Genomic DNA, 23,961 nt, shown 5'->3' on the forward strand with positions numbered 1-23,961 from the left:
CCAGTTTAGCGGGACAGAATCGCATCACTGGTTTTCGCTACCTCTTTGTACGCCTTTCTACACAACGCTCCAAGTTCCTCAAACTCATGGATGCGGGAAGAAGAAGAGCGGTAGGCCAGTCCAATTGTACGCTTCGCGTCGACACTCTTCTGGAAGGTAGAAAGCCCCAAACCAGGACGTGTGCACTCAGCTGCAATAGCTGACTTGGGAACGAGGGTTGATCCAAGGCCAGCAACAACCAGCTGCATGATGGTAGTCAGTGACGCAGCCCGTGTATCTGATTGGCTTGAATTTGAGGGCGTGGTTTGAACGTTCTTGCAAAGATCAACTATTTGGTCGCGCAGGCAGTGGCCGTCGTCGAGAAGAAGCAAATCGAGTTCTTCCAGGACATCGAGGGTAAGGTTTTGGAGCCCAGACAACTTGTGTTTCTCATTCGTTACGACGATGAAGTCTTCGTCATAGAGTTCCAGTTCACTGACTCCAGGCGCGTGCGTAGGAAGGGCTAGCAGCGCCACATCGACGTTGCCGTCGCGCAATTTAGCGAGTAGGTGTTTGGTGGGCTCTTCGATGATTCGAGGAGTTAAATCGGGGAACTCGCTCTGAATCAGTTGTAAAAGGGTGGGCAGGATATACGGTGCGATGGTGGGGATGATGCCGATATTGAGAGGCCCGGAAAGGACCCCATGTGCACCGCGGGCATGTGCAACAAAAGCATCGGCTGCTTCAAGCGTTGCTTTCGCATAGGGGAGGAGCGCCTCCCCAGTTGGAGTGACGATGACCTTTCGGGTGGATCGCTCGATAAGTTGAATCCCTAAACCGGTCTCTAGCGCGACCAATGCCTGGGATAATGACGGTTGAGAAATGTTGAGCTTGCTCGCAGCAGTGCCGAAGTGCCTATTCTCGGCGATGGTCACAAACGTACGAAGTTGGGCCAAGGTTGGTTTATATTCTTTATTGTTCATTCTTATAACCATACGGCATTGCAATAGGTTTTGCTGTTGAAATTGCGCGGCGTTTCTGGCACAATGTTTGTCAGAGTGCGAGCGATTGCATTCCAAGACCGTATATATACGACATCTCACATTCGGAGGTTAAGCTATGGCAATTCTGACTGTAGGCGAGCGTTTCCCTGAGTTCGATCTGGTAGCGCTGAAGGGTGGCGACCTTCATGAGGTCGACGCAACAAGCCCAGAGGACTACTTCGAGAATGTATCCCTGGAAAAGTACGAGGGTAAGTGGAAGGTCGTTTTCTTCTACCCGAAGGACTTTACGTTCGTCTGCCCAACCGAGATCGCAGCGTTCGGCAAGCTGAACGAAGAGTTCGAAGATCGCGATACGCAGGTCCTTGGTGGCTCCACTGACAATGAGTACTCCCACTTCAACTGGCGTGCAACGCACCCAGATCTGAAGACCGTTCCGTTCCCAATGTTTGCTGATGTCCGCCACGACTTGATCCGTGCACTGGGCGTTGAAAATGAGGCAGGCGTCGCTGATCGTGCAACGTTCATCATCGACCCAGACGGCGTCATCCAGTTCGTGTCTGTCACCCCGGATGCTGTTGGCCGTAACGTCGAAGAGGTCCTTCGCGTTTTGGATGCTCTCCAGTCCGAAGAGGTCTGCGCCTGTGACTGGCAGAAGAACGACCCAACGAAGAATATCGACAAGTTGGCTGTCGTTCAGGAATCCCTGAAGTAAATGAACTCCGAGTCCCCGTCACTAGTTCAATACTCAGTGACGGGGATTTATTAATAAACAATAGAGAGGAAAGAGAAAAGAGATATGTCGATCGATAACCTGCGCAGCGCTTTGCCTGAATATGCAAAAGACCAGAAGCTGAACCTTGGCTCCTTGACACGCTCTACAGAGCTGAACGAGCAGCAGCTGTGGGGCACTCTCGTTGCCTCCGCTGCAGCGACAAAGAACCCCACCGTGATCTCTGAGATTACGGACGAGGCCAAGGAGCACCTGTCCGAAGAGGCTCTCGATGCCGCTTTCGGCGCAGCAACTGTTATGGCAATGAACAACGTTGCCTACCGCGCAAAGGGCTGGCTCGGCGATGACTTTGCACAGGTAAAGTTTGGCCTTCGCATGAACATCATCTCGAAGCCTGGCGTCGAGAAGGCAGACTTTGAGCTGTGGTCGCTCGCAGTATCTGCTGTCAATGGCTGCGAGCATTGCGCTGTAGCACACTCCAACGTCGTGCGCGAAGAGGGCCTGACCAAGGAGCAGGTCTGGGAGGCAGTAAAGATTGCTGCTGTTATCCAGGCCATTGCGCAGACCGTAGTGGCAGAAGACGCACGCTAACTGTTACGTCTTCTGCACGATAGTCGGCTGAGGGACTACATCTGGACAACGTCCAAGTCCCTCAGCCGAACTTCTCCCGCCTCATCAGAGGCATCGAGATCGACGACGCCGTGGAATTGGAAGCTGCGGTCCCCGTCTGGATCTTTCACGATCTGTACGACTTCCCAGAGCCGCGAGCTTTCATCCTTAACTCGGAAATACTCTGGCCCGCGAGCATCTGCGTCTATCATGACATCGTCGTACTCGTCGAAGTAGTCGTCGAGAAGCGAGGGCCAGTCGGGCCGAACATCGGGGTCGAGATATTCAAGCATCGACTCCAGGGCTTCTTCCTTTTCGAACGCAAACAGTTCGACAAGCCTAAAGAAGTAGTTGCGAACCATGATTTTGAACGCCCTGCGGTTCGCTGTGAGCGCCGTAGGATCCTCAACACCGAATGCAAGCTCGCGGTCGAGAACGTCCTGGGAGATTGGGGCGTCGTCATCAGCTAGCGTCGCCCATTCGTCAATGAGCGACGAGTCCACCTGACGGATCAGTTCGCCTAGCCATACGATGATATCTTCGAGCTCTTCAGTCATGTATGCCTCGGGCACAGAGTGGGAGAGGGTGCGCCACGCATCGGTAAGGTAGCGGAGCACCACACCCTCAGAGCGGGATAGCCCGTAGGTTGCGATGAGATCCGAAAACGTCATCGCATGCTCGATCATGTCGCGTACCACCGACTTTGGCGAAAGCTGCCACTCTTTCGCCCACGGGTTACTGGAGCAGTAGGTTTCAAATGCATCTTCCAGTTCCTCCGCGAGCGGCTGAGGGTACGTCACATCTTCGATGAGTGCCATGCGCTCCGTGTAGTCGACGCCCTCTGCCTTGAGAGCTGCGATCTCCTCGCCGCGAGCTGCTGACTGCTGAGCTTGCAGCACCTGACGGGGGTCATCCAAGATTGCCTCAAACGCTGAGATTACATCCAACGAATACGTTGAAGACTCGGGGTCAAGCACCGTGAGAAATGCCAGCGCGAACGGGGAAAGCGGTTGGTTGAGCGCAAAGTCCCTGTCCAGCTCTCGCGTGAGAGTATAGGGGCGATACGCTGGAGAATCAGGAGTGCGTTCTACAATGTCAGCCTGGATGAGCCCGCGAAACAGATCGACTGCCGTAAGAATGTCACGGTTCTGCTTAGCGCGTGTGTCATGGTTGCTCCGAATCAAGTGCTTCATGTGCTCGTAGCCGTCACCCGGGCGAGCAATAACATTGAGCAACATGGAATTCGATACTTGGAACTGGCTAGTGAGTTCCTCCGGTTCTGCCGTTGTGAGGCGCTGGAAAGTTTTTTCGGACCAGGTAACTTCGCCATCACGAGCTGACTTCTTGTTGAGCTTCTTAAGCCGCTTCGGATCGTCGCCGACGCGACGCCGAAGCTTTGCATTCTCAATCTCGTGTTCTGGCGCTTCGACGACGACCGTGCCCTCGGTGTCGTACCCAGCTCGCCCCGCGCGGCCGGCGATTTGGTGAAACTCCCTCGATTTAAGGATGCGTTGTTTCGTCCCGTCATACTTTGCCAGGCCGGTAATCAGCACAGTACGAATTGGCACATTGATACCGACGCCGAGGGTGTCCGTTCCGCAGATCACCTTTAAAAGCCCTGTTTGAGATAGTTTTTCGACGAGCCGTCGATACTTCGGCAGCATTCCGGCATGGTGAATGCCAATGCCTTTTCGAAGTAACCTCGACAACGTTTTACCGAAGGTAGTCGTGAACCTAAAATTCCCGATCTCCTCGGCGATACGTTGCTTCTCCTCTGCGGTGATGATTTTCATACTGGTCAGTGCCTGCGCGCGCTCTGCTGCCTCGCGTTGTGAGAAGTGCACAACGTAGATCGGCGCTTTGTTATCCGCCAGTAGTTCTTCGATCGTCTCATGGACGGGGGAGAACACGTAACTGAAATCGAGTGGCACGGGACGCTCCGACCCACCAACATACGTGGTTGGGCGGCCAGTGCGCTCGGTGAGATCCTTTTCTATCCAGGCAGTTTCTCCAAGCGTGGCAGACATCAAAAGGAACTGGGCCTGGGGGAGTTCCAGTAGCGGCACCTGCCATGCCCATCCGCGGTCCGGCTCCGAATAGTAGTGAAACTCATCCATGATGACCTGCTGAATCTTCGCGTGCTCACCTTCTCGCAGCGCAATATTCGCGACGATTTCAGCGGTGGCTGCGATAATAGGGGCGCCGCTGTTCACTGTGGCATCACCGGTCATCATCCCTACGTTTTCTGCTCCGAAGATCTCACACAGTGCAAAGAACTTTTCGCTCACAAGCGCCTTAATTGGGGCAGTATAAAACGAGCGCTGCCCTCGAGCCATGGCAATGAAGTGCGCAGCGTTTGCCACCATCGACTTTCCCGAACCGGTTGGCGTCGCCAGGATCACATTATCCCCAGCAAGCAACGCAAGCGAAGCTTCTTCCTGAGCTTCATAAAGCGAGATTCCACGACTCTGCGTCCACGCAGTGAAAGAGTCCCAGACGGCCTCTTCAAAAAGGTCTGCTGGAACGTCGTCAAGGTCTGCCAAATACGTCGAAAGAGTCACGCCAACTACCGTAGCCGAGTTCGTCGCGAAAAGCCGCTACTCGTCTTCCTCATCGGTTGACTGAGCTGGGTCAATATAGTAAAAATCCTGCAAAGCCTGACTGAGATCATCGCCAAAAGGCAGTCCCCGTTGTCCGTCGACAAGCGGACGACTCTGCTGGTCCTCGATCGCCGTGAGATAGTTCTCGAAGGCTTCGCTGATCTCATCGCCGGAAGGAACCTGTGCCTCACCGGGCATCTTTGCGTTGGGATTGTTCCTGCGGTACTCCTCAACTTCACGGTCGTAATGCTGTTCGAGAGCCGAGACGACTTGCGCGATCTCCTTTGACGCAGCCGTTTGCTCTGCTAATTGACGCTGAACACTTGTTATCTCTTGCTCGAGCGCGCGGAGTGGCAACTGAAGATTTGCTGTATCCTCGAGCGCCTGCATGAGCTGGAACGCCGCCATCGGGTAAGGAGAGTTTGCAATGTAATGAGGTACATGCGCAGTAAAACCAGCGACCTTTTCGCCTCGCTTATCTAGCTCTCGCTCGATCATGATGGAGGCAGCCCCGGGCACAGTAATAATTCCGTCGAAGAGATACTTGTCTTTCACCAAGCTCTCATCATTTCCGTGTGTGGAAACCACTACTGGGCGGGTATGGGGAGCGGCAACAGGGGCAGCGTAGAGGCACAGCGTTTGCTGAACTCCAAACTGCACTGCAAGGTCAGCCACAGACTTGCTAAATGCCTCCCAACGCAGATCAGGCTCTGGCCCGCTCAGCAGCAGAAACGGCATATCCTTTGTGTCGCGGACAACACGCAGCTCAATGCCGATCTCTTCGACGTCGGCCACCGTGTGATTCGCCAGGGTTACAGCAGGCCTGCGAGAGCGGTAGTCAATGAGTTCATCGTTATTGAAGGTGGCTAAAGTGCGGGTTTCCAACGCCGCGTTGAGATGATTCGATACCCCTTCAACCGCATGGCCCGCATCTGCGTAACCCTGTAACGCAACGACGAGCGTTGGCCCCTCAGGAGATTCGCCAAGACTCGAGGGAGACGGGTACTCAAGTTCATACATGCGATTATTCGTTGGCATGACCGCTCCTAGGATAATTTGAAAGGATCTAACTTTGTACTTACCCACAACGTCTGGGGTGAAGAAATATTCCTGCTGAAAATAAGGAATTCTAGCAAAGCGGGAACCGATGCTGTGTTGGCTACGTCTAAACTGTATGAAAATAAATGCAGCTAATTCATCACTTTTTGGACCATCAGATATCATCGCAGCCCTGCCCGGGGTTCTAGGGTTTTATCCTCAAGAATCGGTCGTGGTGCTCGGCATCATTCCGGACAGCGAAGGAACACGTGGGCTTCAACTTGGACCTGTAGTTCGCGTTGACCTCACGCGCCTTGAAGCATTCATAGAAAGCCTCAAGACCGACGTGACGCAATACCTACTGGGGGATGACGTCATCGCGTACCTTGCAGTCATTGTGAGCCGTATTCCGAACTCAGAGCTCGTCAAAGACGCAGTTGATCGCTTGCAGTTCCTCGAAGAAGAAACCGGTTTCAAAGTCGACCTGTGCTGGCATGTTTCCGAAATTGCGCAGGGTACCCCATATACATTGCTTTTTGGACCGCCATTGAATGCGGCCGAAGAATGCGATCGCGCGTCCTCCCTCATTGGTGGCTGTGTATCGTCAGTGATTTCCTCTCCATCGATGCGCCCATACGTTGAGCAGGGGATACTCCCAGAACTCGATAGACAAGACACGTTTAGCTATTTTGAGCCGGTCGATTCGGAGTCCGTCCAACTGGCGCAACAAATCCAGGCACAGACACGCAAAGACGGGTTGCAGCTACTGAAAGACTTGTGGGGCGGTAGCCACGCTGGGGAGGAGGAACACCCGGCAAAACTGGCGAAAGAAGAAATTGAAAGCATTATCGAGGTTCTGCTTTGCTTGCCCGAGACTTGCCTCATCGGCCAGCGCGATGCTAATCCAATCGGCGAAATCTCGAATGAAATGAGAATCGCGCTCGAAGGCTTGACGGCTCTGCTCACCCATGCTCTACTGCGGGATACACTTATCCCCACGATTATGCAGAACCCAAAGCGACTTGCTGCTCCACTACTATTCTTGTCGCGCCATGCTGTGGGGACAGTGCGGGCAAACGCGTTAGCGTTGTGGGCTGTGATCGCTGTGCGGTGCGAGATCGGGTCTTGGGCAGGGGTCGCACTACAGTGCGCGCTGCAAGAAATGCCGGACCACTCATTAAGCGACGTGCTCCTGCAGTTACTCGCGATCGGTCAATATGAGGGTCTCCTGCACGCAGTTGAAGAAGGCGGGGAAGCAGTCTGGATGGAGCTAGAGATGCTTGCAGGTTCCTAACAGCAGATCGGCTCTACTGAAGCTCAATGCGCACGGCATGCGCGAGGTCATCAGGAATGACGAAATCTTTTTGGCCAGGAAGTGATAGCTGTAGCCCCCCATCATCCGGAAGGCTCACTATGACTTTTTGGCCGACGATATCGCCTAGGCCTGCCAGCTCCGGCAAGCGCTCTGCTTCGAGCTGCAGAATCTCACTGATTTGGACCACTACAGCTTCGCGGCCCTCGGAGAGATCTAAGTCCGTTGCGCGAGTGCCAAGCTCAGGCTTAGCAACATTTGAACCGCCAATTTCATCCAACGCAGGGATGGGGTTGCCAAACGGAGATACCTGAGGGTGGTTGAGTACCTCGTATACGCGCTTTTCCACGGCTTCACTCATCACGTGTTCCCAGCGACATGCTTCGTCGTGCACTTGTTCAATATCCAACTTGAGGATGCTGGTGAGAAGGCACTCTGCGAGGCGGTGCTTACGCATCACCGCAGTCGCACGGGCGCGTCCCTCGTCGGTAAGGGAGAGCGAGCGATCTGTTTCAACAACAATCAGGCCGTCGCGCTCCATGCGGGCGACGGTCTGGGAAACTGTCGGGCCAGACTGCTCGAGCCGCTCTGCGATTCGTGCGCGGAGCGGCACAATGCCTTCCTCCTCAAGTTCGTAAACTGTACGTAAATACATTTCTGTTGTGTCTACGAGATCACGCACGTGGAACTCCCTTGCCTAAAAGTCGCTCTGAAGCGTTGAGGCTGCATCAACATTCAACGCAGTCCAAGAATCGACGCCTATTAACGATTGCTATGGTAACCCAAAAAACTATTAGTTGCGGAACGCTTCGTCGCGGTTGTTACATTGCGTAATCCCTAAGGCGCTCTGCCCGGTCACCTACGCGAAGCTTCGCCATGACCTCTCGTTCGATTTGGCGAACGCGCTCACGAGACAAGCCGAATTTACGCCCAATCTGGTCCAATGTGCGGGGAACACCGTCGGTCAGCCCATAGCGCATACGGATGACGTCCTGCTCGCGCTGCTCCAAACCGTTGATGACATCTTGGATGTCATCGTGACGGAGCACGGATACCACCGCGTCTTCGGCGTCTGTAGCTTCTGCATCTTCAATGAAGTCCCCCAGGGGGGCCTCTTCATCCGCTCCGACCGGCATGTCAAGACTCACGGGGTCTCGGGATTGACGCAGGAGGAGCTCAATCTTGTCCTCTTCGATGCCAGACTCCTCTGCCAACTCCTCATTCGTTGGTTCGCGGCCAAACGACTGGTACATCTCGCGGCGAATTCGGGAGAGTTTATTGACTTGTTCTACAAGATGCACAGGGAGACGGATAGTACGAGACTGGTCTGCCATGCCGCGAGTAATGGCCTGGCGAATCCACCACGTCGCGTACGTTGAGAATTTAAAGCCCTTGGCATAGTCAAATTTCTCCATCGCGCGGATCAGTCCGAGGTTGCCCTCTTGGATCAGATCGAGCAGTGGCATCCCGCGTCCTGTGTATCGCTTTGCCAACGACACAACCAGACGAAGATTTGCCTCGAGGAGGTGGGCGCGAGCTTTCCGTCCTTGCTTCGCCAGAATTTTATAGTCACGTTTCTGGGCTCGGGTGAGCTTGCAGTCTGGATCATCAAGAAGCTGCTGGGCATAGAGTCCAACTTCGATCTGCTGGGCTAGTTCGACCTCTTCTTCTGCATCGAGCAGGGCAGTCTTGCCAATGCCATTGAGATACACGCGAACAAGGTCAGCCGATGGATTGTCGTTCGTTTGATTGCGACGACTACCGCGGTCAACTTTTTCTTCGTTGTCCGCTGTTAAGGTCTGACTCTTCGACGTCATTGAGCACTGCCTCCTTGGACGAGTGGAACAGGTAATCTTCTACACCCTCAACGATCTTGGACACATTTTTGTTCCCAATGATCAAAAGAGTGCTAGGCCTCGACAATCACCGTGAATGGGCCGTCGTTGATGCTCTGCACCTTCATATGGGCACCAAACTTTCCTTCAGCGACCGTGATGCCCCGGTCCCGGAGGTAGGCTGCGATTTTTTCAATGATGGGTGCTGCTTCATCTGCGGGGGCTGCGTCACTCCATGATGGCCTCCGTCCTTTTGCCGTGCGACCCATCAACGTGAACTGACTCACAAGCAAAACAGGGGCTTGTGCGTCCACTACAGACTTTTCGCCCTCCAGGATTCGCAGTTCCGCGATTTTGCGAGCAACCGTTTCCCAAGCGTCGTCGCTATCCTTACGTCCTGCTCCGACAAGGGCCAGAATTCCACCAGTCGCCTCGCAGTCGATTGCTCCGACGACTTCACCGTCGACGGTGACGCTCGCGCTCGTAACTCTTGTCAATACAGCCTTCATTCCTACTCCACCTCTGCAATTTCCGACGGCAGCACGATGCCGTGGCGGATAAGATCCACAACAGCTGCAACCGTTTGGTTTTCCAATTCTTCAAGGGCCTGCTGGTCGTCGACACCTCGAGATGCTGCTAGGATGCCCACCACGTCACGCAGTGGCAAGCCGGCGGGATGCAATCCTGCAAGGACGGTTTTCAACGCCTCATCCAATGAATGAGAGAATCGTGGGCCATCCATTCGAGTAATGCGCAGCTCTTCGCGCGTGAAACTCAGCCCCTCTTCAGTATTTGGCACAGCGATGTCTTCGATCGCGACTGTGGGCCGGACCAGGAACGAACTATCTAAGAGTTCCTGGACGGATTTTTGCCGTAGCCACGCCTGCCGTAGATAGTATTCTTCGACCTCAGGCCCAAGCGGGTCCGTGAACGGGTGTGTTAATTCTTCCGCAGTAATCTCGGAGGGCTGGTCGCCGATGTGTTGCATGAAAATCCAACCGAAACCAATAGCGTGAACACCCGCGGCTTGGAAGTAATCGAGCCACTGTTGTGTGCGGGCTATGCCGCTTTCAGTCCTGAGGTCGACTGATTCATCTTTCAGCCACGTGGCGACGTAGGTCTCGGGGTCAACCACTTCTCGTTGAAGCACCCATGCGCTGACTCCTTGCGAAGGGACCCAACTCGCAACTCGCGACTGCCACGCCTCACCATCAATATGGGCCCATGAGCCCAGCATGCACAGCATCCCACCTTCTGCGAGATATTCAGGTGCGTGCTCTGCCACGAGGCGACTTGCTTCATCCAGTGGCATGCCGGAGTCGCGGTAAACATGCCCCACCTCCGGAATGCCGACTACAAACGGCGGGTTGGCAACGATCCTGTCAAACTGCTCGCCCGCGACAGGCTCAAACCAAGATCCTTCGCGGAGCTGAACGCTAGTGATGCCATTCATCTCGAGCGTGGCCTGAGCCAACTCGATCGCTCGATGATGAATGTCAGTACCGACGATCTGATCGGCAAGGCCAGATTGTGCTACCGACAGCACCCCTGAACCGGTTCCAAGGTCCAAAACCGTTCCAGTCGGTGACTGCGGGATCGCGTGCAACAGGGATTTCGACGCCGCTCCGACTCCAAGTACGTGATCTTTGCCGGGAACGATTGCAGACGTAGAGGCGTCGAGATCTGCAACTATGAGGTGATGCTGTTGAGACAACAAATGAGGCCGGATGTCGTAAGCAACCTCGTAGCGTTGCTCTTTGGTCTGGTGAAAGACACCTGCGCTGATGAGTTTCTCAGCAAGGGACGAGCCAAATAACGCCTCGAGCTCGTTTTGGGAAGTCGGGCGCCGCAACAACAAAGTGGATATGGCCGATCCGATAACGTCTTCTGAATGGCAGCGACGCAGGACGGCTCCCACCTCGCCCCGGTAGAGAGCCTGGTATGCATTTGGCCCAAGATAACTTCCAATCGAAGATGTGGTGTAGGGGAGCGCGCGCAATCGTTCACCGAGCTCCCGCGCAAGTCCAGGGTGTAATCCAAATGCTGTAGATGATAAATCTGTCATGCTGCTACTCCGAGTGGGATTCGTGATCGATAACGGTCGGCGTCGTATCTGTTGAAGCCTGGTTCGAGGATAGTTGTTGCCTCGACTGCTCCTCCAACGCGGCATAGGCACGACTCAGCGCAGGCTTGTAGACATTCTTTTCACGCGGATCACGCGACTCTCCTTTCGCGTTGCCCAACATCACTGCGACCCAGGGGAGCGGTACGGAAACAATAAAGAGCAACGTCGCAATCCACCAGTTTCCGAGCCACCACGCAGATGCGATCGAAAGCAAAATGAATGGGATTCGAAGCGCCTGCAACCAAAGGTATTGAGCCTCTCGGCTCTGCAGGTTTTGCTCCGGCGTCTGCTTCGCATCCGTAATGAGTGCACGGTGTCGTTTTGAGCGGAAATGACGAAAAAGGAAATGCTTATCGTCGTGGACTTCGACTTCCGCATCAATCGAGACGTGCTCTTGTGCCTCGTCCTCTCTCTCGTTCATAAATACACAGGTTAGCGCCTCGGCTTAAAAACTTTGCCAAAGTGGGGCATGATGGGAGTCGTGAATACGACGACGAAGACTCTTGAGCGCACAGACCTTCGGGAAGACACATCGTCAACAAATGATGATGGAACCCCCAAGTTTTTCCACTATGTGAAGAAGGATCAGATTTTCGATTCTGCGATTTCTGGAAAAGTCGTAGTCGCACTCTGTGGCAAGACATTTCCGGTGAAGAAGCAGGCGAAGCCTGGGTCGCCAGTATGTCCTGACTGCGAACGCATCTATAAGGGGTTGCGTCGGAAGTGACGGCTCCAGGTACGTCGGCCGGGCCTCAGCTGCGCGCATGGCAGCAAGAGGCCCTCGATTCGTTTATGCGCACCAAACCTCGAGACTTTCTCGCTGTAGCAACTCCTGGTGCGGGTAAGACGACGTTTGCACTGACACTAGCCAGCAAACTGCACGCATCGAAGGCAGTGCAGCGCATCATCGTCGTCGTACCAACAGAACACCTAAAACACCAGTGGTCCCAATCAGCAGCGAGGTTCGGCCTTTCGCTAGACCCAAACTTCACAAACTCATCTGCGGTAAACCCTGCCTATGACGGCATTGTCGTGACGTATGCGCAAATCGGTATGCACCCGTTCAAGCATCATGCGGTGGCCACTGCGAAGCGCAGTTTGGTGATTCTTGATGAGATTCACCATGCTGGTGACGCCAAAAGTTGGGGGGATGGAGTCTACGAGGCTTACAACGATGTCGAACACCGCTTAGCGTTGACAGGTACGCCGTTTCGCTCTGATGATTCCCAGATTCCGTTCGTCCGATACGTCGAAGACGGCGATGGGCACCTCGTTTCACAAGCGGACTACACCTATGGGTACTCCCACGCCTTGGCCGATGGCGTCGTCCGCCCAGTTGTATTCCTGGCATATTCCGGCGAGGCACAGTGGAAAGACTCCGCCGGGGAAGAGTATTCCGCAAGGCTTGGTGAGCCACTGAATGCCGAGCAGACCGCGCGTGCCTGGAAAACTGCCCTAGATCCGAAAGGGGACTGGATCAAGGCAGTCCTCCAGGCGGCACATACAAGGCTGAAAAAACTTCGTACGAATATGCCGGATGCCGGAGGCCTCGTCATCGCTACGAACAAGACGACAGCACGCGCCTACGCCAAGATCCTCTCCAGCATTTCGAGCACGCCCGTTACGGTCGTGCTCTCAGACGAAGCCGGGGCATCCGACCGCATCGACGAATTCTCCGCGTCCACCGACGAATGGATGGTCGCAGTCAGAATGGTCTCTGAGGGAGTCGACGTTCCTCGCCTCGCTGTCGGAGTATATGCAACATCAGCATCGACACCACTGTTTTTCGCGCAGGCAATCGGACGATTCGTACGCTCACGCATGCCAGGCGAATCCGCCTCCGTTTTTCTCCCGTCGGTCCCGGTTCTGCTCCGCCTCGCGGAAGAAATGGAGGTGTCACGCGACCACGTTTTGGGCAAACCACACCGAGAATCAGGGTGGTCCGACGAACTACTAGCCCAAGCAAACCAAGTTCAAAACGAACCAGACGACAACCCTTCGTACGAAGCCATCGGCGCATCAGCCGAGCTAGACTCTTTAATTTTCGACGGCTCCACCTACGGCACACCCACCGTCGCAGGATCCGCAGAGGAACAAGACTTCCTAGGCCTTCCAGGGCTGCTTGACGAAGAACAGGTCAAGACTCTGCTCCGCAAACGCCAAAGCGACCAACTAGATGCCCGAGAAGCAGAAGAAAAAGCGCGAAAGGCTGCCGAGCGCCAAGCACGCGAGCGTGCTGAAGTACTAGGAGAGCACTTGGCTCCCACTCAGCCGTCCAAGCAAACCTCCGCGCCGGGTAGCAGCGAGGAGGCATCAGTGGCGGCTGATGAGATTCCCCAGTTGAGAAAGGAACTCAACGCTCGCGTTTCAATCGTCGCTGGAAAGACGGGTCGCCCGCATGGTGCGATCCATACGGAAGCGCGTAAAGCGTGTGGTGGTCCGCCGACCGCGCTGTGCAATGCGGAACAGCTGCGGGCGCGTATTGCGTACTTACGAGATTGGTAATACACGAAACCGGTAGGAGAGTGGACCTCCTACCGGTTATTGCTTACTACGTAGAAACGCATTTAATCGAGGTAATCGCGCAGCACCTGTGAACGCGACGGGTGGCGAAGCTTCGACATCGTCTTGGACTCGATCTGCCGGATGCGTTCGCGTGTCACACCGTACACCTGGCCGATTTCATCTAGCGTGCGAGGCATGCCATCGGTCAAGCCGAAGCGGAGCCGCACGACGCCGGCCTCACGCTCGGAAAGTGTGTGGAGGACATCCTGAAGTTGGTCCTGAAGAAGCGTAAAGGAAACAGCGTCGACTGCCACAACGGCTTCGGAGTCTTCGATGAAATCACCGAGTTGGCTGTCGCCTTCATCGCCGATCGTCTGATCCAATGAGATCGGCTCACGGGCGTACTGCTGGATCTCCAACACCTTCTCTTCGGTGATGTCCATCTCTTTTGCGAGTTCAAGCGGTGTAGGTTCGCGTCCAAGATCTTGTAGAAGCTCACGCTGGATACGGCCAAGCTTGTTGATGACCTCGACCATGTGCACCGGGATGCGAATGGTTCGAGCCTGGTCTGCCATGGCACGTGTAATTGCCTGGCGGATCCACCACGTTGCATAGGTGGAAAACTTGTAGCCCTTGGAATAGTCGAACTTTTCAACTGCACGGATGAGACCGAGGTTGCCCTCCTGGATGAGGTCCAAGAAGGCCATACCGCGACCGGTGTAGCGCTTTGCCAGCGAAACCACGAGTCGAAGGTTAGCTTCGAGCAGATGGTTCTTCGCCTTGCGACCGTCTCGGGCGACGGCGCGGAAGTCGCGCTTAACCGCAGGGGTAAGGCGTGCTTCCTTGTCTCCCTCCTCAGCTGCACGGGCCATCTCGTCGAGTCGGTGTTGCGCGTAGAGACCAGCTTCAATGCGCTTCGCGAGAGAAACCTCCTGCTCAGCATCGAGCAGAGCAACCTTACCTATTTGCTTCAAATACGCACGGACAGAGTCCGCAGATGCGGTGAGCTGAGCGTCCTTGCGGGCTTGGCGAAGTGCAGCAGATTCCTCGATATCCCAGACAGAAGATCCGTCGTCTTCCTCGTCTTCTTTTTCCTCGTCGTCATCACCAAGATGCTCGTCAAATTCTTCGTCATCTTCTTCAGCCGTCAGCGGGTCGAAGTCCTGCTCCTGGTCAGAATCGTCGAGCGATTCGTCCGTTTCTTCCAGCGCGGAGTCGTCGCTGGTGACCTCATCAGTTGCGGGTGAAGCAGCCTTCTTTGCGGCGGTTTTCTTTACTGTCTTCTTCGCTTTCTTAGCTACCTTTGACGCCTTTTTCGCGGTTTTGCGTGCTGTTTTCTTCGCAGTCTTCTTGGCGGTCTTTTTGGCAGCCTTTTTGGCGGTTTTCTTGGCTGCTTTTTTGGTGGCTTTCTTGGCGGTCGTTGTGCCGTCGGTTACGCCGCCGGAAGTGCTCTCTGCCGCATCGTTGACGGAGTTTTTGCCTGAAGCTTCGCTGGCTACCACGTACGCCCTTTCGCCTTTGTGAACTGATTGATGCTTTTGCGGACACCGAGACTTCCTCCAACAATGGATGGAAAGAAAGTCACTCTGGTGAAAGCAGACCAGCAAACGCCGGTCTGCCTTCCTAGCGTACGCAAACTGTGCTGATTTTTCAGAACGCCTATCTTAACAGCATTGTCAAGCTGCTTTGTGTTAGACGCCGAGTCTCGCTAGTTACGGTGCGAGGTGCTCATTGGCCGCCATCGCTGCTCCGACAATGCCTGCTCGGTTGCGAAGAGTGGCCACGACGACAGGAGTGTCGACAGTCAATAGAGGGACCCATTTGTCAGATTTCCGCGAGATGCCACCACCGACGACGAAACACTCTGGATTAAACAGTCGCGCGTATTCGTGCAGCACCTTATCAACTCGCTTCGCCCACTTCTTGAAGCTCAGGTCTTCCCTCTGCTTTACAGCTGAGGAGGCGACGTGCTCTGCTTCCTTCCTATTGACGATTAAATGGCCAATTTCTGTGTTAGGGAAGAGGTGCCCATTAACCAGGAACGCTGAACCAATACCAGTGCCAAACGTGAGGAATATGACAGAACCGTTTCGGGCTCGTTCATTGCCAAAGGCAACTTCAGCAAGCCCCGCGGCGTCGGCGTCGTTTAATACAGTGACAGAGCGCTCAGGGAGATGCTGCTCAAAGAGCTCATGCACATCGGTGTCGATCCACGACGGGTCGATGTTAGCTGCGCTCTTTGCGATCTGATGCTGAATCACCGACGGCAGCGTTACTCCCACAGGGCCGTCCCATTCGTGGAGACGGACGATCTCTGCGACTGTTGATGCAACAGCTTCAGGTGTAGCTGGCTGAGGAGTTGCGATCTTGATCCTGTCGCCGACGAATTCTCCGGTTTTGAGGTTGACGATGGCGCCCTTGATTCCAGAACCGCCGACATCGACGCCCATACCATAGTGCTCTTGGGCACCATCAATTCCACTTGTTGTAGTCATAACATTGAGCATACAAAAGGTGTGCTCATTGCGCATGTAGGAAAATATTTAGGAGCGCGGTACCTAGAACGAGCGGGTTGACGTCGCTGTACTTTAATTAGCTATAAAGCCTTTGATGTGTAGGGAACCCGTGGGTATTGGCCTGCTGACCTTGTAATATGACATATAGCTTTGTGTGCTTTATTATTCGGCTCCAAACCAATAAAAAGGCTGAGGCTCATCTATAGGAAGCGTATCTCCTCAACGGGCCTAGGCATTGCTGAACTTGACTACTCCTGGAGGCACCACCACCATGGCGACCGATTACGATGCACCGCGTAAGCGCGCAGAAGACGAGCTTGAGACTGACTCCCTCGAGGGCTTGAAGGCTGCGGAGGTTGCGGGCAGCAGCATGGATGATGACGGTGAAATCGTTGAACCGTTTGAACCGCCACTTCAAGATCTGTCTGGTGAGGAACTGAACGTTGAGGTAAAGCCTCGCCAAGATAACGAATTCACTTGTGCGTCTTGCTATTTGGTTCAGAAAAAGAATCGGCTGGCTTACGAAACCGAAGACGGCCAGAAGATTTGCCTCGACTGCGAGTAGTAGCGAGCAACGCAGTCGCGCGATCCCTAGGCGGTCCGCTGCTCAGGCAAAAACATTCCGAGGATTTTCTCCGGTTCTTTCGCAGCAATTAGCCAGTAGGGGGTTGGGTCCTGAGGATCGTCCAAGACAAGCAGAATATGTTCTTTCACCCAACCATGCGATACCAAGAAAGCAGCTGGGTCTAACTGTCGTCCGAGAGCATTTCGCTTCGCTGATGCAGGGACAACCATAGATCTGCTGACAACGGTGTTGGGTAAGTTGGCGTCGTCAACGACGAGCCAACGAGTGCCGTCGCTGTCTTGCTCGACCGCAATTGTAGTTTTCGAAAGCCATGTCAAGAACCAAAAAACTAAACTTCCGATAACGAGCACGGGGATAATAAACCACCAAATATTGCGGTTGAGCGTAAGTTGTGCCCCGATGAGCAGCGTTAATGCTGCACCGATGATCCACCAGTACCAAGGCACCCATTGACGCTCCGTATATAAGGCTTTGGAACCACTGGATGCCGGTGCGTTTTGGTTGCTATTCATACCCTCATCAACTCGTCAATTCGATGTACTCCCGAATACGTTACCCAATAACACTAGGCGAAATTATCTTAAGAATGCACACGCAATGGAATCCCGTAAGGTGTATGAAGTGACCTCTCTTGAACCAATTTCAGTAAAACGTCTTGATCCAGACATGCCGCTTCCTAAACGAGCGCATGAAGGTGACGCCGGGGCGGACCTTTACTCCTCGGAAACACGGACATTGGCTCCCGGCGAACGGGCGCTCATCGGCACCGGAATTTCTGTCGCGTTGCCCATGGGAACTGTCGGGCTCATTCATCCTCGTTCGGGACTCGCTGCCAAACACGGGATTTCTATTGTGAACACGCCAGGCACCATTGATGCCCAGTATCGAGGGGAGTTGAAGATTTGCCTTCTTAATACCGACCGTGAATGTTCGTTTACAGTTGAACGAGGAATGCGGATTGCTCAACTAGTGGTGCAAAAAGTCGAGTTGGTTGACTTCGTCGAAGTTTCCGAGCTTGACGATACCCAGCGTGGTGCCCAAGGATACGGATCAACGGGGCTCGCCTGAGGCCACATTGGGCCCGTACTAGAGTAATTCTCACCCGAAGAAACTTTTTTGAAATACACAACTTCACTCGAAAGGTGATCACCCATGGCATGGTGGCCATTTGGTAAAAAGAAGAAAGACCAGCAGAAGGAAGACGCTGCCCCCGCTCAGACGGAGGCAGAGACCAACGACGATCTAGAGGTCACAGCACCAAAGTCTCAGGACACGGGGATTGCAGCGGATACTGATCCATCCCAGACTCCATCAGCCACTGGTACTCTTGCCGATTATGATCCAATCAGTGGATCTACCGGTCCGTTCGACGGCGACAACGTCGACATTGAGGAGTTCGATTTTTCTGACTTCTCCCAGGTGAACCTCAACCTCGGATCAATGCAGATTCCGCTGCCAAAGGATTCGCAGGTGCAGGTTGAAATGGGCGAGAACGGCCCGAAGATGGTGCACATCGTTACCAGGTACGGTCGCATCACTCCGGTTGCTTTCGCTGCACCGCGTAACGGCGGCCTGTGGGCCGAATCGGCAGAAGAAATTGCCGAGGGCATGAAGAACGAGGACATGCCTGTCGAGTTTGAAGAGGGCCCCTGGGGAACCGAAATCGTTGGTACTGGCGCTAACGGTGTGATCCGCATCATCGGTGTTGAGGCGCCTCGATGGCTGTACCGTGTCACGTTGGCCGCTCCGGCGGGAATGGAAGAACAGCTTGCTGAGCTCGGGCGGGAAGTCGTAGCACGCAGCTTTGTTTACCGCGGTCCGGACCCAATTTTGGCGGGTAACTCTTTGCCAGTCGTCCTGCCTGCGCAGTTGGCTCGGCAGGTGCAGCAGGCTGTACAGGAGCGGGCTGCGCAGGAGTCGCAGCAGCAGAGCCCACAGGCTGGAAACCCGAACGCCCTGAGTGACGCGCTGAAACAGATCATCGCACAAAACAACGAAGCGAATAAGAATAATTAATGAGTGCCCAACCATCGCTGACACCAGGCGACAGCATTCAAGTCACATTCCACGCCTTTGCTCACGGCGGTGAGGCTATTGCCCTTGCCAATGACGGACGAGTTGTCTTCGTGCAAGGCGCTCTACCTGGAGAAACAGCGACCGTCAAACTGCTGAAAGTGAAAAAGCGGTGGGCTCGCGGTGAACTGCTCGAGATACAACAAACTTCACCAGATCGAGTGAAGGTAGGATGTCCTGCTGCTGCGGCAGGTGCGGGCTGCTGCGACTTTGCGCATATGAGTGAATCTCTGCAGCGGGCCGCCAAAACAGAGGTACTTGTTGGACAGCTTGAAAAAATGGCACGTCCATCTGGTGTGCTTGATGGCATTGATCTCACCGCCATTTCGGTTCAGGCTTTAGCGCCTACGACCGGATGGCGGACGCGTATCCGACTCGGCACTGATGCGCAGGGGCGTGCCGGTTTCAGGAAAGCACGTTCCAATGACGTCGTCGCCGAGCGTTGTACTCAGGCGATGCCGGAACTGTTTGACGGGATTGTTGGCGATGGGGCACGACGATTTACTCCTGGGTCTGAGATAGTCGTCGTCATCGATTCTCTCGGGAACCGGCATGTCGTTGAAACGAGCAAAGTCCAACGCGGACGGCGCGTGGAACGAATAGACCGTACGGTTGAAGGCTCCGGCAACATCGTAGAAATGGTCGGAAACGATAGGTTTGAGTTTCCGGCGACTGCGTTTTGGCAGGCGCACCGTAGTGCACCGTCGGCATATGCAGATCTGGTGCGTGAGTGGTCCCTTGCGGGGAGGCCTTATCAGAACAATTCCGGTTGGGACCTCTATGGCGGAGTAGGGCTCTTTGTTCCATCCATGTCCGCGGCACTCGGTGGTGGTCCGGTTGCAACCGTCGACTATTCGAAGTCCGCGATGGCGCATTCTCAGCCTGCACTTGCAAGCCTCGACGTCAACAAAGTCAACTCCCGGGTAGAAACAGGAATTCGATCCTTGCCCCCCGCGGGCCTGGTTGTGCTCGACCCTCCTCGAACTGGTGCTGGAGACAAAGTGATTCATGATATCGCAGCGGCGAGTCCGCAGCGAGTGATTCACATTGGGTGCGATCCGGCAACATTTGCTAGAGATTTAGCAAGTTGGGGAGCATGCGGATATCACGTAACTGAGATAAAAGTCATCGATGCATTTCCAGGAACGCATCACTTTGAAACGCTTGCATGCCTGGAGCCTCTGCGTCCTCATTAGGAATGGGGCGTGCGCCCCGCAAGGTGTAAACTAGCGTCAACTATTGCTTGTTCTAAAGGAGAAGTAGAGGACCGTGGGACTGATAGGTAAACTCAATTCGCCAGCGGATTTGAAGTCGTTGGCGCCTGGGGAATTATCAGATCTCGCTGATGAAGTACGCCAGTTTTTAATTGAGAAGGTGTCAGCAACGGGAGGTCACCTGGGGCCGAACCTCGGCGTTGTCGAGTTGACAATTGCACTGCATTACGTATTCGACTCGCCAACGGAACCGGTCGTTTTTGATACCTCTCACCAGTCGTACGTGCATAAAATTCTGACCGGGCGTGCTGGTCAGTTTGATTCCTTGCGTCAGAAAGACGGTCTTTCTGGCTATACCTCGCGCTCGGAGTCGGAACATGATTGGACTGAGTCATCGCACGCGAGTGCTTCGCTTTCAATTGCAGATGGCTTAGCGAAAGCCAAGTACATTCAGGGCAAGGGCGACGAAAATGTTGTCGCCGTCGTCGGTGACGGTGCACTGACAGGTGGGATGTGCTGGGAAGCGCTGAACAACATTGCAGCCGCAGAACGCAACGTAGTCATAGTCGTAAATGACAATGGTCGCTCGTATTCGCCAACTATTGGTGGTTTTGCGAACAACCTGACTCGCCTTCGTGATCAGCTCGCAGCTTTGCGCATGAAACCCGGCTACGACGACGTAATGGAATCCGGTAAGAAGACCCTCAAGTCGATGGGTTGGGTCGGAGAACGGACGTTTGAAGCGCTTCATGCGCTGAAAGAAGGAGTGAAGGCCCAGGTTATCCCAACAGAGATGTTCCCGGAGCTGGGGATGAAGTACGTTGGGCCAGTAGAAGGTCACGACCTCACGGCGTTGCTAAGCGCTTTCGAGTACGCGAAGACCTACGAGGGGCCCTTGATTGTGCATGTTGTGACTGAGAAAGGCCACGGCTTCGCCCCCGCAGTTAACAACATCGCCGACCAAATGCACTCCACTGGTGCGATTGACCCTGTTACAGGAGAAACTCTGAAGAAGTCCAAGCCAGGGTGGACATCAATTTTCACCGAGGAACTTCTCGACGCCGCTAGGACTCGACGTGACATTGTCGCAATCACGGCCGCTATGGCTGGGCCGACAGGCCTTGTACCGTTCGCAGAGGAATTTCCTGATAGATTTTTTGATGTCGGTATTGCGGAGCAGCATGCGATTGCCTCTGCCAGCGGGCTTGCTCTCGGGGGACTGCACCCCGTTGTCGCGGTCTACTCCACATTTTTGAACCGAGCTTTCGATCAGCTCCTGATGGACGCAGCACTTATCAAGCAGCCGTTGACTGTAGTGCTCGATAGAGCGGGCGTCACTGGTACGGACGGCGCAAGCCACAACGGCGTGTGGGATATGGCGCTGACGTCGATCGTCCCAAATATTCGTGTCGCGGCGCCTCGCGATCCGCAGCAGCTAAGGGAACTGTTTAGGGAAGCTTTGACTGTTAAGGACGGGCCAACTGTCGTCCGCTTCCCTAAGGGGAACGTCGGCGAGAACCGAGCAGCTATTAAGCGGCTGCCAGGTGGCGTCGATATTCTTCGAGAGCCATCATCGACTGCGCAAGATGATGAAAGTGACCAGACAGTTGATGTGTTGATTGTTGCAGTGGGAGTTTTTGCGGATTCGGCACTACGGGTCGCTGAACGATTGGAATCGGACAATGTTCGAGTTACCCTGGTAGATCCTCGTTGGGTTGTGCCTGTTTCCCCTGATATTCTCGAGCTTGCGGTTGAGTCCGATCTTGTCGTGGTGTATGAAGACGGGATCGTGCATGGAGGCGTTGGTTCAGCAATTGCAGAAGCGTTGTCCTACGCTGAAATCGACACACCGCTGCGGCATATTGCATTTCCTCAGGTGTTCCCAGAGCACGCTTCCCGGGAACAGATCTTTGAAGAATTCGGTATGGACGAGTCAGCTGCGACGAAAAAGATTCGCGAGTGGGTACGCGGCCTTGAGGACCGCGATCAATAAGGCACTCGCTGCCTAGCGGCGAGGTTCCGGCTGTTCCGCCACGAAAATAGGTGCTAGGAAGTCTATTTGCCATTCGCGCAGTCCCATCTGCTTGAGCAGGGGACGGGTGTATTCCATTGGCCAATCTAGACGTTCGTGGAAGGCGGTCCATATGGTCCGTTCGAGGACCTTGTTCGTCAAAATCAGCTCTTTGCGGATCTTAAGAGTCTCGGCGATTTCGGCGACCCGATTGTTTATGTTTTGTCGCGTACGTAGCGCCACTTTGTTGTGCCTTGTCCACTCCCAAATGCTTTTCCTAGTAGGTAAGCGAAGTTGTTCCCTCAGTGCGGTTTCAAATGGGGATAACAGCGCATCATGGATTGTCTCGAGCCAGAAGTATGGATAGTTGGTGAGCGCATGGGTTGCACCGTCAAACGCCAGCAATTCGTCAACGGTCGTTGGGCGGGACTGAGCCAGTGGTACCAGCATCTTGTTCGGAAGTACTAATCCCGGAGCTATGTCTTGGTCGTAGGCAAAACAATCGCGAGCATCCCAAAGCCACTTCGTCAAAGTGAGCTCGAGATCCGATAATTTGTCCGAAACCTGGGGTATATCGAGCCAAGAATGTTTCTTTACCCCCGGGTTTGAACGCGTAGCTACCAAATGAGCAAATTCTTGATTCGCGTATTCAAGTTTGCCTTGCATATCGAGGAGGTGTACTAAGGCCTGTTCAAGGTGGGGCAGGTAAATAACGTCCTGCGCTGCGTACTCGAGCATTGAGTCAGTCAGTGGTGTCTGTGACCAATCGGCATCGCCGTGCTGCTTGGGAAGTGAGACTTGGCAAAACTCCTTTACCAACACGCCAAGTTTGGTTGCTGGGTATCCTGCAAATCGTGCTGCAAGTTCGGTATCGAAAATAGTGGACGGGCGTAATCCTAATTGCGCGAGACACGGTAGATCCTCTCTCGCCGCGTGTATTACCCACTCCTGATCATTGCAGACTGGTGCAAAGTACTGTTCGAACTCGTCTCGATAGTGCTCAGGGGCAATGAGGAACGTTCCCGCGTCTTTGCGGTAGATCTGTACGAGGAATGCTCGGTCATCGTAGCGGTACGCGCCGGCTCGTTCGGTATCGATACAAAAAGGACCAAGTCCTTCGGCTAATCGATCAGCTACCTCGGCAAACTGCGATGGATGATCGACAAAGGTGTAGGACAAATTCACTTCCATGCGTACACATACTAATGCTACGAAATGGTTCGCACACCTTCGGGTGGCAGACCCGCCACTAAACTGAGGACATTTGCAAACGCTTCCACATGTGATGACAGATCAATTCCTTCAGCTGTCCAAGATGCGCGCATCTCCAATTGGTACGCCCGCGGAGGGCCGCCAATCTCCCCGTAGCGGACGGAAGCTGTGGAGGTTACCGTACCTCCAAGGTTGGTAAACCCGGCCCCATTGCCATCGAGCGACTCGTTAAGCCACTGCCATGCCACATCGGGGAGAAGTGGATCCGCCGCGACAGCATCGTCCATATCTGCCTGGATATAGGCGACTAGTCGCATTGAACCCTCCCAGGCCTCTTCGGCGTCGGGGGAATGAAGCAGGATGAGGCGACCGAACGCGTCACCTTGGTCTGGCTTGGTCTGGATAACCTCAAGCCCAACGGCGTGGCTAAACGGTGCAGGCCGCTGAGGAGGCCGAATGGTACCGATGGAGATTTCTGGGCGCACTTGAGCCTTATGCATCGATTCGACCGCTGCGGTGAACTCCGCAGGAGTCGACGCGCTCTCGCTTGGGGAGGTGGTATCCGAGTTCATCACGCCAACCAAGCTAATGAGGATGCGGCTTTGAGGGGGC

The 23,961-nt window shown here is 54.4% G+C and carries 23 protein-coding genes; 10 read left to right on the forward strand and 13 right to left on the reverse strand.

Annotated features, from left to right (window positions below):
• Nucleotides 1-5: 5 nt before the first annotated feature.
• Nucleotides 6-962 carry a hydrogen peroxide-inducible genes activator gene (locus QP752_RS04325; protein WP_070479000.1) on the reverse strand — a complete coding sequence of 319 codons (957 nt, stop codon included), beginning with the start codon at nucleotides 960-962 and terminating at the stop codon, nucleotides 6-8.
• A 136-nt stretch (nucleotides 963-1,098) separates the two neighbouring features.
• Between QP752_RS04325 and QP752_RS04330 the strand changes: the two genes are divergently transcribed.
• Complete coding sequence (locus QP752_RS04330) at nucleotides 1,099-1,695, forward strand: peroxiredoxin (protein ID WP_070362343.1); 597 nt, start codon at nucleotides 1,099-1,101, stop codon at nucleotides 1,693-1,695.
• A gap of 84 nt (nucleotides 1,696-1,779) precedes the next feature.
• On the forward strand, nucleotides 1,780-2,304 hold the full coding sequence (locus QP752_RS04335) for a carboxymuconolactone decarboxylase family protein (RefSeq protein WP_070976764.1): 525 nt from the start codon (nucleotides 1,780-1,782) through the stop codon (nucleotides 2,302-2,304).
• 35 nt (nucleotides 2,305-2,339) lie between these two features.
• Here QP752_RS04335 and QP752_RS04340 read toward each other — a convergent pair whose 3' ends face one another.
• Both QP752_RS04340 and QP752_RS04345 read right to left on the reverse strand, forming a co-directional pair.
• Nucleotides 2,340-4,883, reverse strand: a complete 2,544-nt coding sequence (locus tag QP752_RS04340) for an RNA helicase (protein WP_070362345.1) — start codon at nucleotides 4,881-4,883, stop codon at nucleotides 2,340-2,342.
• A gap of 36 nt (nucleotides 4,884-4,919) precedes the next feature.
• Entirely contained in the window at nucleotides 4,920-5,960 is a 1,041-nt protein-coding gene (locus tag QP752_RS04345) for a PAC2 family protein (RefSeq protein WP_284804608.1), read from the reverse strand.
• A 136-nt stretch (nucleotides 5,961-6,096) separates the two neighbouring features.
• On the opposite strand from QP752_RS04345, the gene QP752_RS04350 reads away from it, so the two are divergent.
• Entirely contained in the window at nucleotides 6,097-7,254 is a 1,158-nt protein-coding gene (locus QP752_RS04350) for a DUF4192 domain-containing protein (protein WP_168156179.1), read from the forward strand.
• 13 nt (nucleotides 7,255-7,267) lie between these two features.
• On the opposite strand, the gene QP752_RS04355 is transcribed toward QP752_RS04350, so the two are convergent.
• The 5 genes from QP752_RS04355 to QP752_RS04375 form a co-directional block, all read right to left on the reverse strand.
• The gene (locus tag QP752_RS04355; RefSeq protein WP_070362348.1) at nucleotides 7,268-7,954 is read right to left on the reverse strand and encodes a metal-dependent transcriptional regulator; all 687 of its coding nucleotides are present in this window, start codon (nucleotides 7,952-7,954) and stop codon (nucleotides 7,268-7,270) included.
• Nucleotides 7,955-8,093: 139 nt separating this feature from the next.
• Nucleotides 8,094-9,089, reverse strand: coding sequence for a sigma-70 family RNA polymerase sigma factor (locus tag QP752_RS04360; protein ID WP_070478945.1), 996 nt, complete (start codon nucleotides 9,087-9,089; stop codon nucleotides 8,094-8,096).
• Between the two features lie 92 nt (nucleotides 9,090-9,181).
• Nucleotides 9,182-9,616, reverse strand: a complete 435-nt coding sequence (gene dtd, locus QP752_RS04365; protein WP_256005076.1) for a D-aminoacyl-tRNA deacylase — start codon at nucleotides 9,614-9,616, stop codon at nucleotides 9,182-9,184.
• Between the two features lie 2 nt (nucleotides 9,617-9,618).
• Complete coding sequence (locus QP752_RS04370; RefSeq protein ID WP_284804611.1) at nucleotides 9,619-11,172, reverse strand: methyltransferase; 1,554 nt, start codon at nucleotides 11,170-11,172, stop codon at nucleotides 9,619-9,621.
• A 4-nt stretch (nucleotides 11,173-11,176) separates the two neighbouring features.
• The gene (locus QP752_RS04375) at nucleotides 11,177-11,653 is read right to left on the reverse strand and encodes a DUF3099 domain-containing protein (RefSeq protein WP_256005073.1); all 477 of its coding nucleotides are present in this window, start codon (nucleotides 11,651-11,653) and stop codon (nucleotides 11,177-11,179) included.
• 51 nt (nucleotides 11,654-11,704) lie between these two features.
• On the opposite strand from QP752_RS04375, the gene QP752_RS04380 reads away from it, so the two are divergent.
• Complete coding sequence (locus tag QP752_RS04380) at nucleotides 11,705-11,959, forward strand: DUF3039 domain-containing protein (RefSeq protein WP_070363499.1); 255 nt, start codon at nucleotides 11,705-11,707, stop codon at nucleotides 11,957-11,959.
• Nucleotides 11,956-13,737 carry a DEAD/DEAH box helicase gene (locus QP752_RS04385; protein WP_084028571.1) on the forward strand — a complete coding sequence of 594 codons (1,782 nt, stop codon included), beginning with the start codon at nucleotides 11,956-11,958 and terminating at the stop codon, nucleotides 13,735-13,737. Before QP752_RS04380 ends, QP752_RS04385 begins: the two co-directional genes overlap by 4 nt.
• Before the next feature lie 62 nt (nucleotides 13,738-13,799).
• On the opposite strand, the gene QP752_RS04390 is transcribed toward QP752_RS04385, so the two are convergent.
• A complete protein-coding gene (locus QP752_RS04390) occupies nucleotides 13,800-15,239 on the reverse strand; it encodes an RNA polymerase sigma factor (protein ID WP_070478953.1) in 1,440 nt (479 codons plus the stop codon).
• A 210-nt stretch (nucleotides 15,240-15,449) separates the two neighbouring features.
• On the reverse strand, nucleotides 15,450-16,232 hold the full coding sequence (ppgK, locus tag QP752_RS04395; RefSeq protein WP_070363500.1) for a polyphosphate--glucose phosphotransferase: 783 nt from the start codon (nucleotides 16,230-16,232) through the stop codon (nucleotides 15,450-15,452).
• Nucleotides 16,233-16,524: 292 nt separating this feature from the next.
• Here ppgK and QP752_RS04400 point away from each other — a divergent pair, with 292 nt between their 5' ends.
• Nucleotides 16,525-16,818 (forward strand): DUF4193 domain-containing protein, encoded by a 294-nt coding sequence (locus tag QP752_RS04400; protein ID WP_070363501.1) that lies wholly within the window; start codon nucleotides 16,525-16,527, stop codon nucleotides 16,816-16,818.
• 26 nt (nucleotides 16,819-16,844) lie between these two features.
• Here QP752_RS04400 and QP752_RS04405 read toward each other — a convergent pair whose 3' ends face one another.
• A complete protein-coding gene (locus QP752_RS04405) occupies nucleotides 16,845-17,351 on the reverse strand; it encodes a DUF3093 domain-containing protein (protein WP_284804615.1) in 507 nt (168 codons plus the stop codon).
• A gap of 85 nt (nucleotides 17,352-17,436) precedes the next feature.
• Between QP752_RS04405 and dut the strand changes: the two genes are divergently transcribed.
• The 4 genes from dut to dxs all read left to right on the forward strand — a co-directional run bounded on the left by dut (nucleotide 17,437) and on the right by dxs (nucleotide 22,119).
• Nucleotides 17,437-17,907: a dUTP diphosphatase gene (gene dut, locus QP752_RS04410; RefSeq protein WP_284804618.1), complete on the forward strand. Its 471-nt coding sequence runs from the start codon at nucleotides 17,437-17,439 to the stop codon at nucleotides 17,905-17,907.
• A gap of 84 nt (nucleotides 17,908-17,991) precedes the next feature.
• Entirely contained in the window at nucleotides 17,992-18,855 is an 864-nt protein-coding gene (locus QP752_RS04415) for a DUF3710 domain-containing protein (protein ID WP_070478954.1), read from the forward strand.
• A complete protein-coding gene (locus QP752_RS04420) occupies nucleotides 18,855-20,108 on the forward strand; it encodes a class I SAM-dependent RNA methyltransferase (RefSeq protein WP_083290926.1) in 1,254 nt (417 codons plus the stop codon). The genes QP752_RS04415 and QP752_RS04420 overlap by 1 nt, the downstream gene beginning before the upstream one ends.
• A gap of 73 nt (nucleotides 20,109-20,181) precedes the next feature.
• Entirely contained in the window at nucleotides 20,182-22,119 is a 1,938-nt protein-coding gene (gene dxs / locus QP752_RS04425) for a 1-deoxy-D-xylulose-5-phosphate synthase (protein ID WP_070478956.1), read from the forward strand.
• Nucleotides 22,120-22,131: 12 nt separating this feature from the next.
• Here the strand turns inward: dxs and QP752_RS04430 are convergent, their stop codons facing one another.
• Together QP752_RS04430 and QP752_RS04435 are read right to left on the reverse strand one after the other, a co-directional pair.
• Nucleotides 22,132-23,328, reverse strand: a complete 1,197-nt coding sequence (locus QP752_RS04430; RefSeq protein ID WP_284804623.1) for an HRDC domain-containing protein — start codon at nucleotides 23,326-23,328, stop codon at nucleotides 22,132-22,134.
• Between the two features lie 17 nt (nucleotides 23,329-23,345).
• Nucleotides 23,346-23,921, reverse strand: a complete 576-nt coding sequence (locus QP752_RS04435) for a DUF3000 domain-containing protein (protein WP_070362359.1) — start codon at nucleotides 23,919-23,921, stop codon at nucleotides 23,346-23,348.
• Nucleotides 23,922-23,961 lie beyond the last annotated feature (40 nt).

The organism is Corynebacterium sp. UMB10321 (genome assembly GCF_030228725.1).
In the GTDB taxonomy this organism is placed as follows: domain Bacteria; phylum Actinomycetota; class Actinomycetes; order Mycobacteriales; family Mycobacteriaceae; genus Corynebacterium; species Corynebacterium pseudogenitalium.

What these genes read in the sequence shown, in the direction of transcription:
- QP752_RS04430 (WP_284804623.1), bottom strand. Translation starts at nt 23,328, where the DNA reads ATGGAAGTGAATTTGTCCTACACCTTTGTCGATCATCCATCGCAGTTT.
- QP752_RS04350 (WP_168156179.1), top strand. Translation starts at nt 6,097, where the DNA reads ATGAAAATAAATGCAGCTAATTCATCACTTTTTGGACCATCAGATATC.
- dut (WP_284804618.1), top strand. Translation starts at nt 17,437, where the DNA reads ATGGAATCCCGTAAGGTGTATGAAGTGACCTCTCTTGAACCAATTTCA.
- QP752_RS04360 (WP_070478945.1), bottom strand. Translation starts at nt 9,089, where the DNA reads ATGACGTCGAAGAGTCAGACCTTAACAGCGGACAACGAAGAAAAAGTT.
- QP752_RS04325 (WP_070479000.1), bottom strand. Translation starts at nt 962, where the DNA reads ATGAACAATAAAGAATATAAACCAACCTTGGCCCAACTTCGTACGTTT.
- QP752_RS04435 (WP_070362359.1), bottom strand. Translation starts at nt 23,921, where the DNA reads ATGAACTCGGATACCACCTCCCCAAGCGAGAGCGCGTCGACTCCTGCG.
- QP752_RS04330 (WP_070362343.1), top strand. Translation starts at nt 1,099, where the DNA reads ATGGCAATTCTGACTGTAGGCGAGCGTTTCCCTGAGTTCGATCTGGTA.
- QP752_RS04370 (WP_284804611.1), bottom strand. Translation starts at nt 11,172, where the DNA reads ATGACAGATTTATCATCTACAGCATTTGGATTACACCCTGGACTTGCG.
- QP752_RS04380 (WP_070363499.1), top strand. Translation starts at nt 11,705, where the DNA reads ATGGGAGTCGTGAATACGACGACGAAGACTCTTGAGCGCACAGACCTT.
- QP752_RS04405 (WP_284804615.1), bottom strand. Translation starts at nt 17,351, where the DNA reads ATGAATAGCAACCAAAACGCACCGGCATCCAGTGGTTCCAAAGCCTTA.
- QP752_RS04400 (WP_070363501.1), top strand. Translation starts at nt 16,525, where the DNA reads ATGGCGACCGATTACGATGCACCGCGTAAGCGCGCAGAAGACGAGCTT.
- QP752_RS04415 (WP_070478954.1), top strand. Translation starts at nt 17,992, where the DNA reads ATGGCATGGTGGCCATTTGGTAAAAAGAAGAAAGACCAGCAGAAGGAA.
- QP752_RS04375 (WP_256005073.1), bottom strand. Translation starts at nt 11,653, where the DNA reads ATGAACGAGAGAGAGGACGAGGCACAAGAGCACGTCTCGATTGATGCG.
- ppgK (WP_070363500.1), bottom strand. Translation starts at nt 16,232, where the DNA reads ATGACTACAACAAGTGGAATTGATGGTGCCCAAGAGCACTATGGTATG.
- QP752_RS04345 (WP_284804608.1), bottom strand. Translation starts at nt 5,960, where the DNA reads ATGCCAACGAATAATCGCATGTATGAACTTGAGTACCCGTCTCCCTCG.
- dtd (WP_256005076.1), bottom strand. Translation starts at nt 9,616, where the DNA reads ATGAAGGCTGTATTGACAAGAGTTACGAGCGCGAGCGTCACCGTCGAC.
- QP752_RS04335 (WP_070976764.1), top strand. Translation starts at nt 1,780, where the DNA reads ATGTCGATCGATAACCTGCGCAGCGCTTTGCCTGAATATGCAAAAGAC.
- QP752_RS04420 (WP_083290926.1), top strand. Translation starts at nt 18,855, where the DNA reads ATGAGTGCCCAACCATCGCTGACACCAGGCGACAGCATTCAAGTCACA.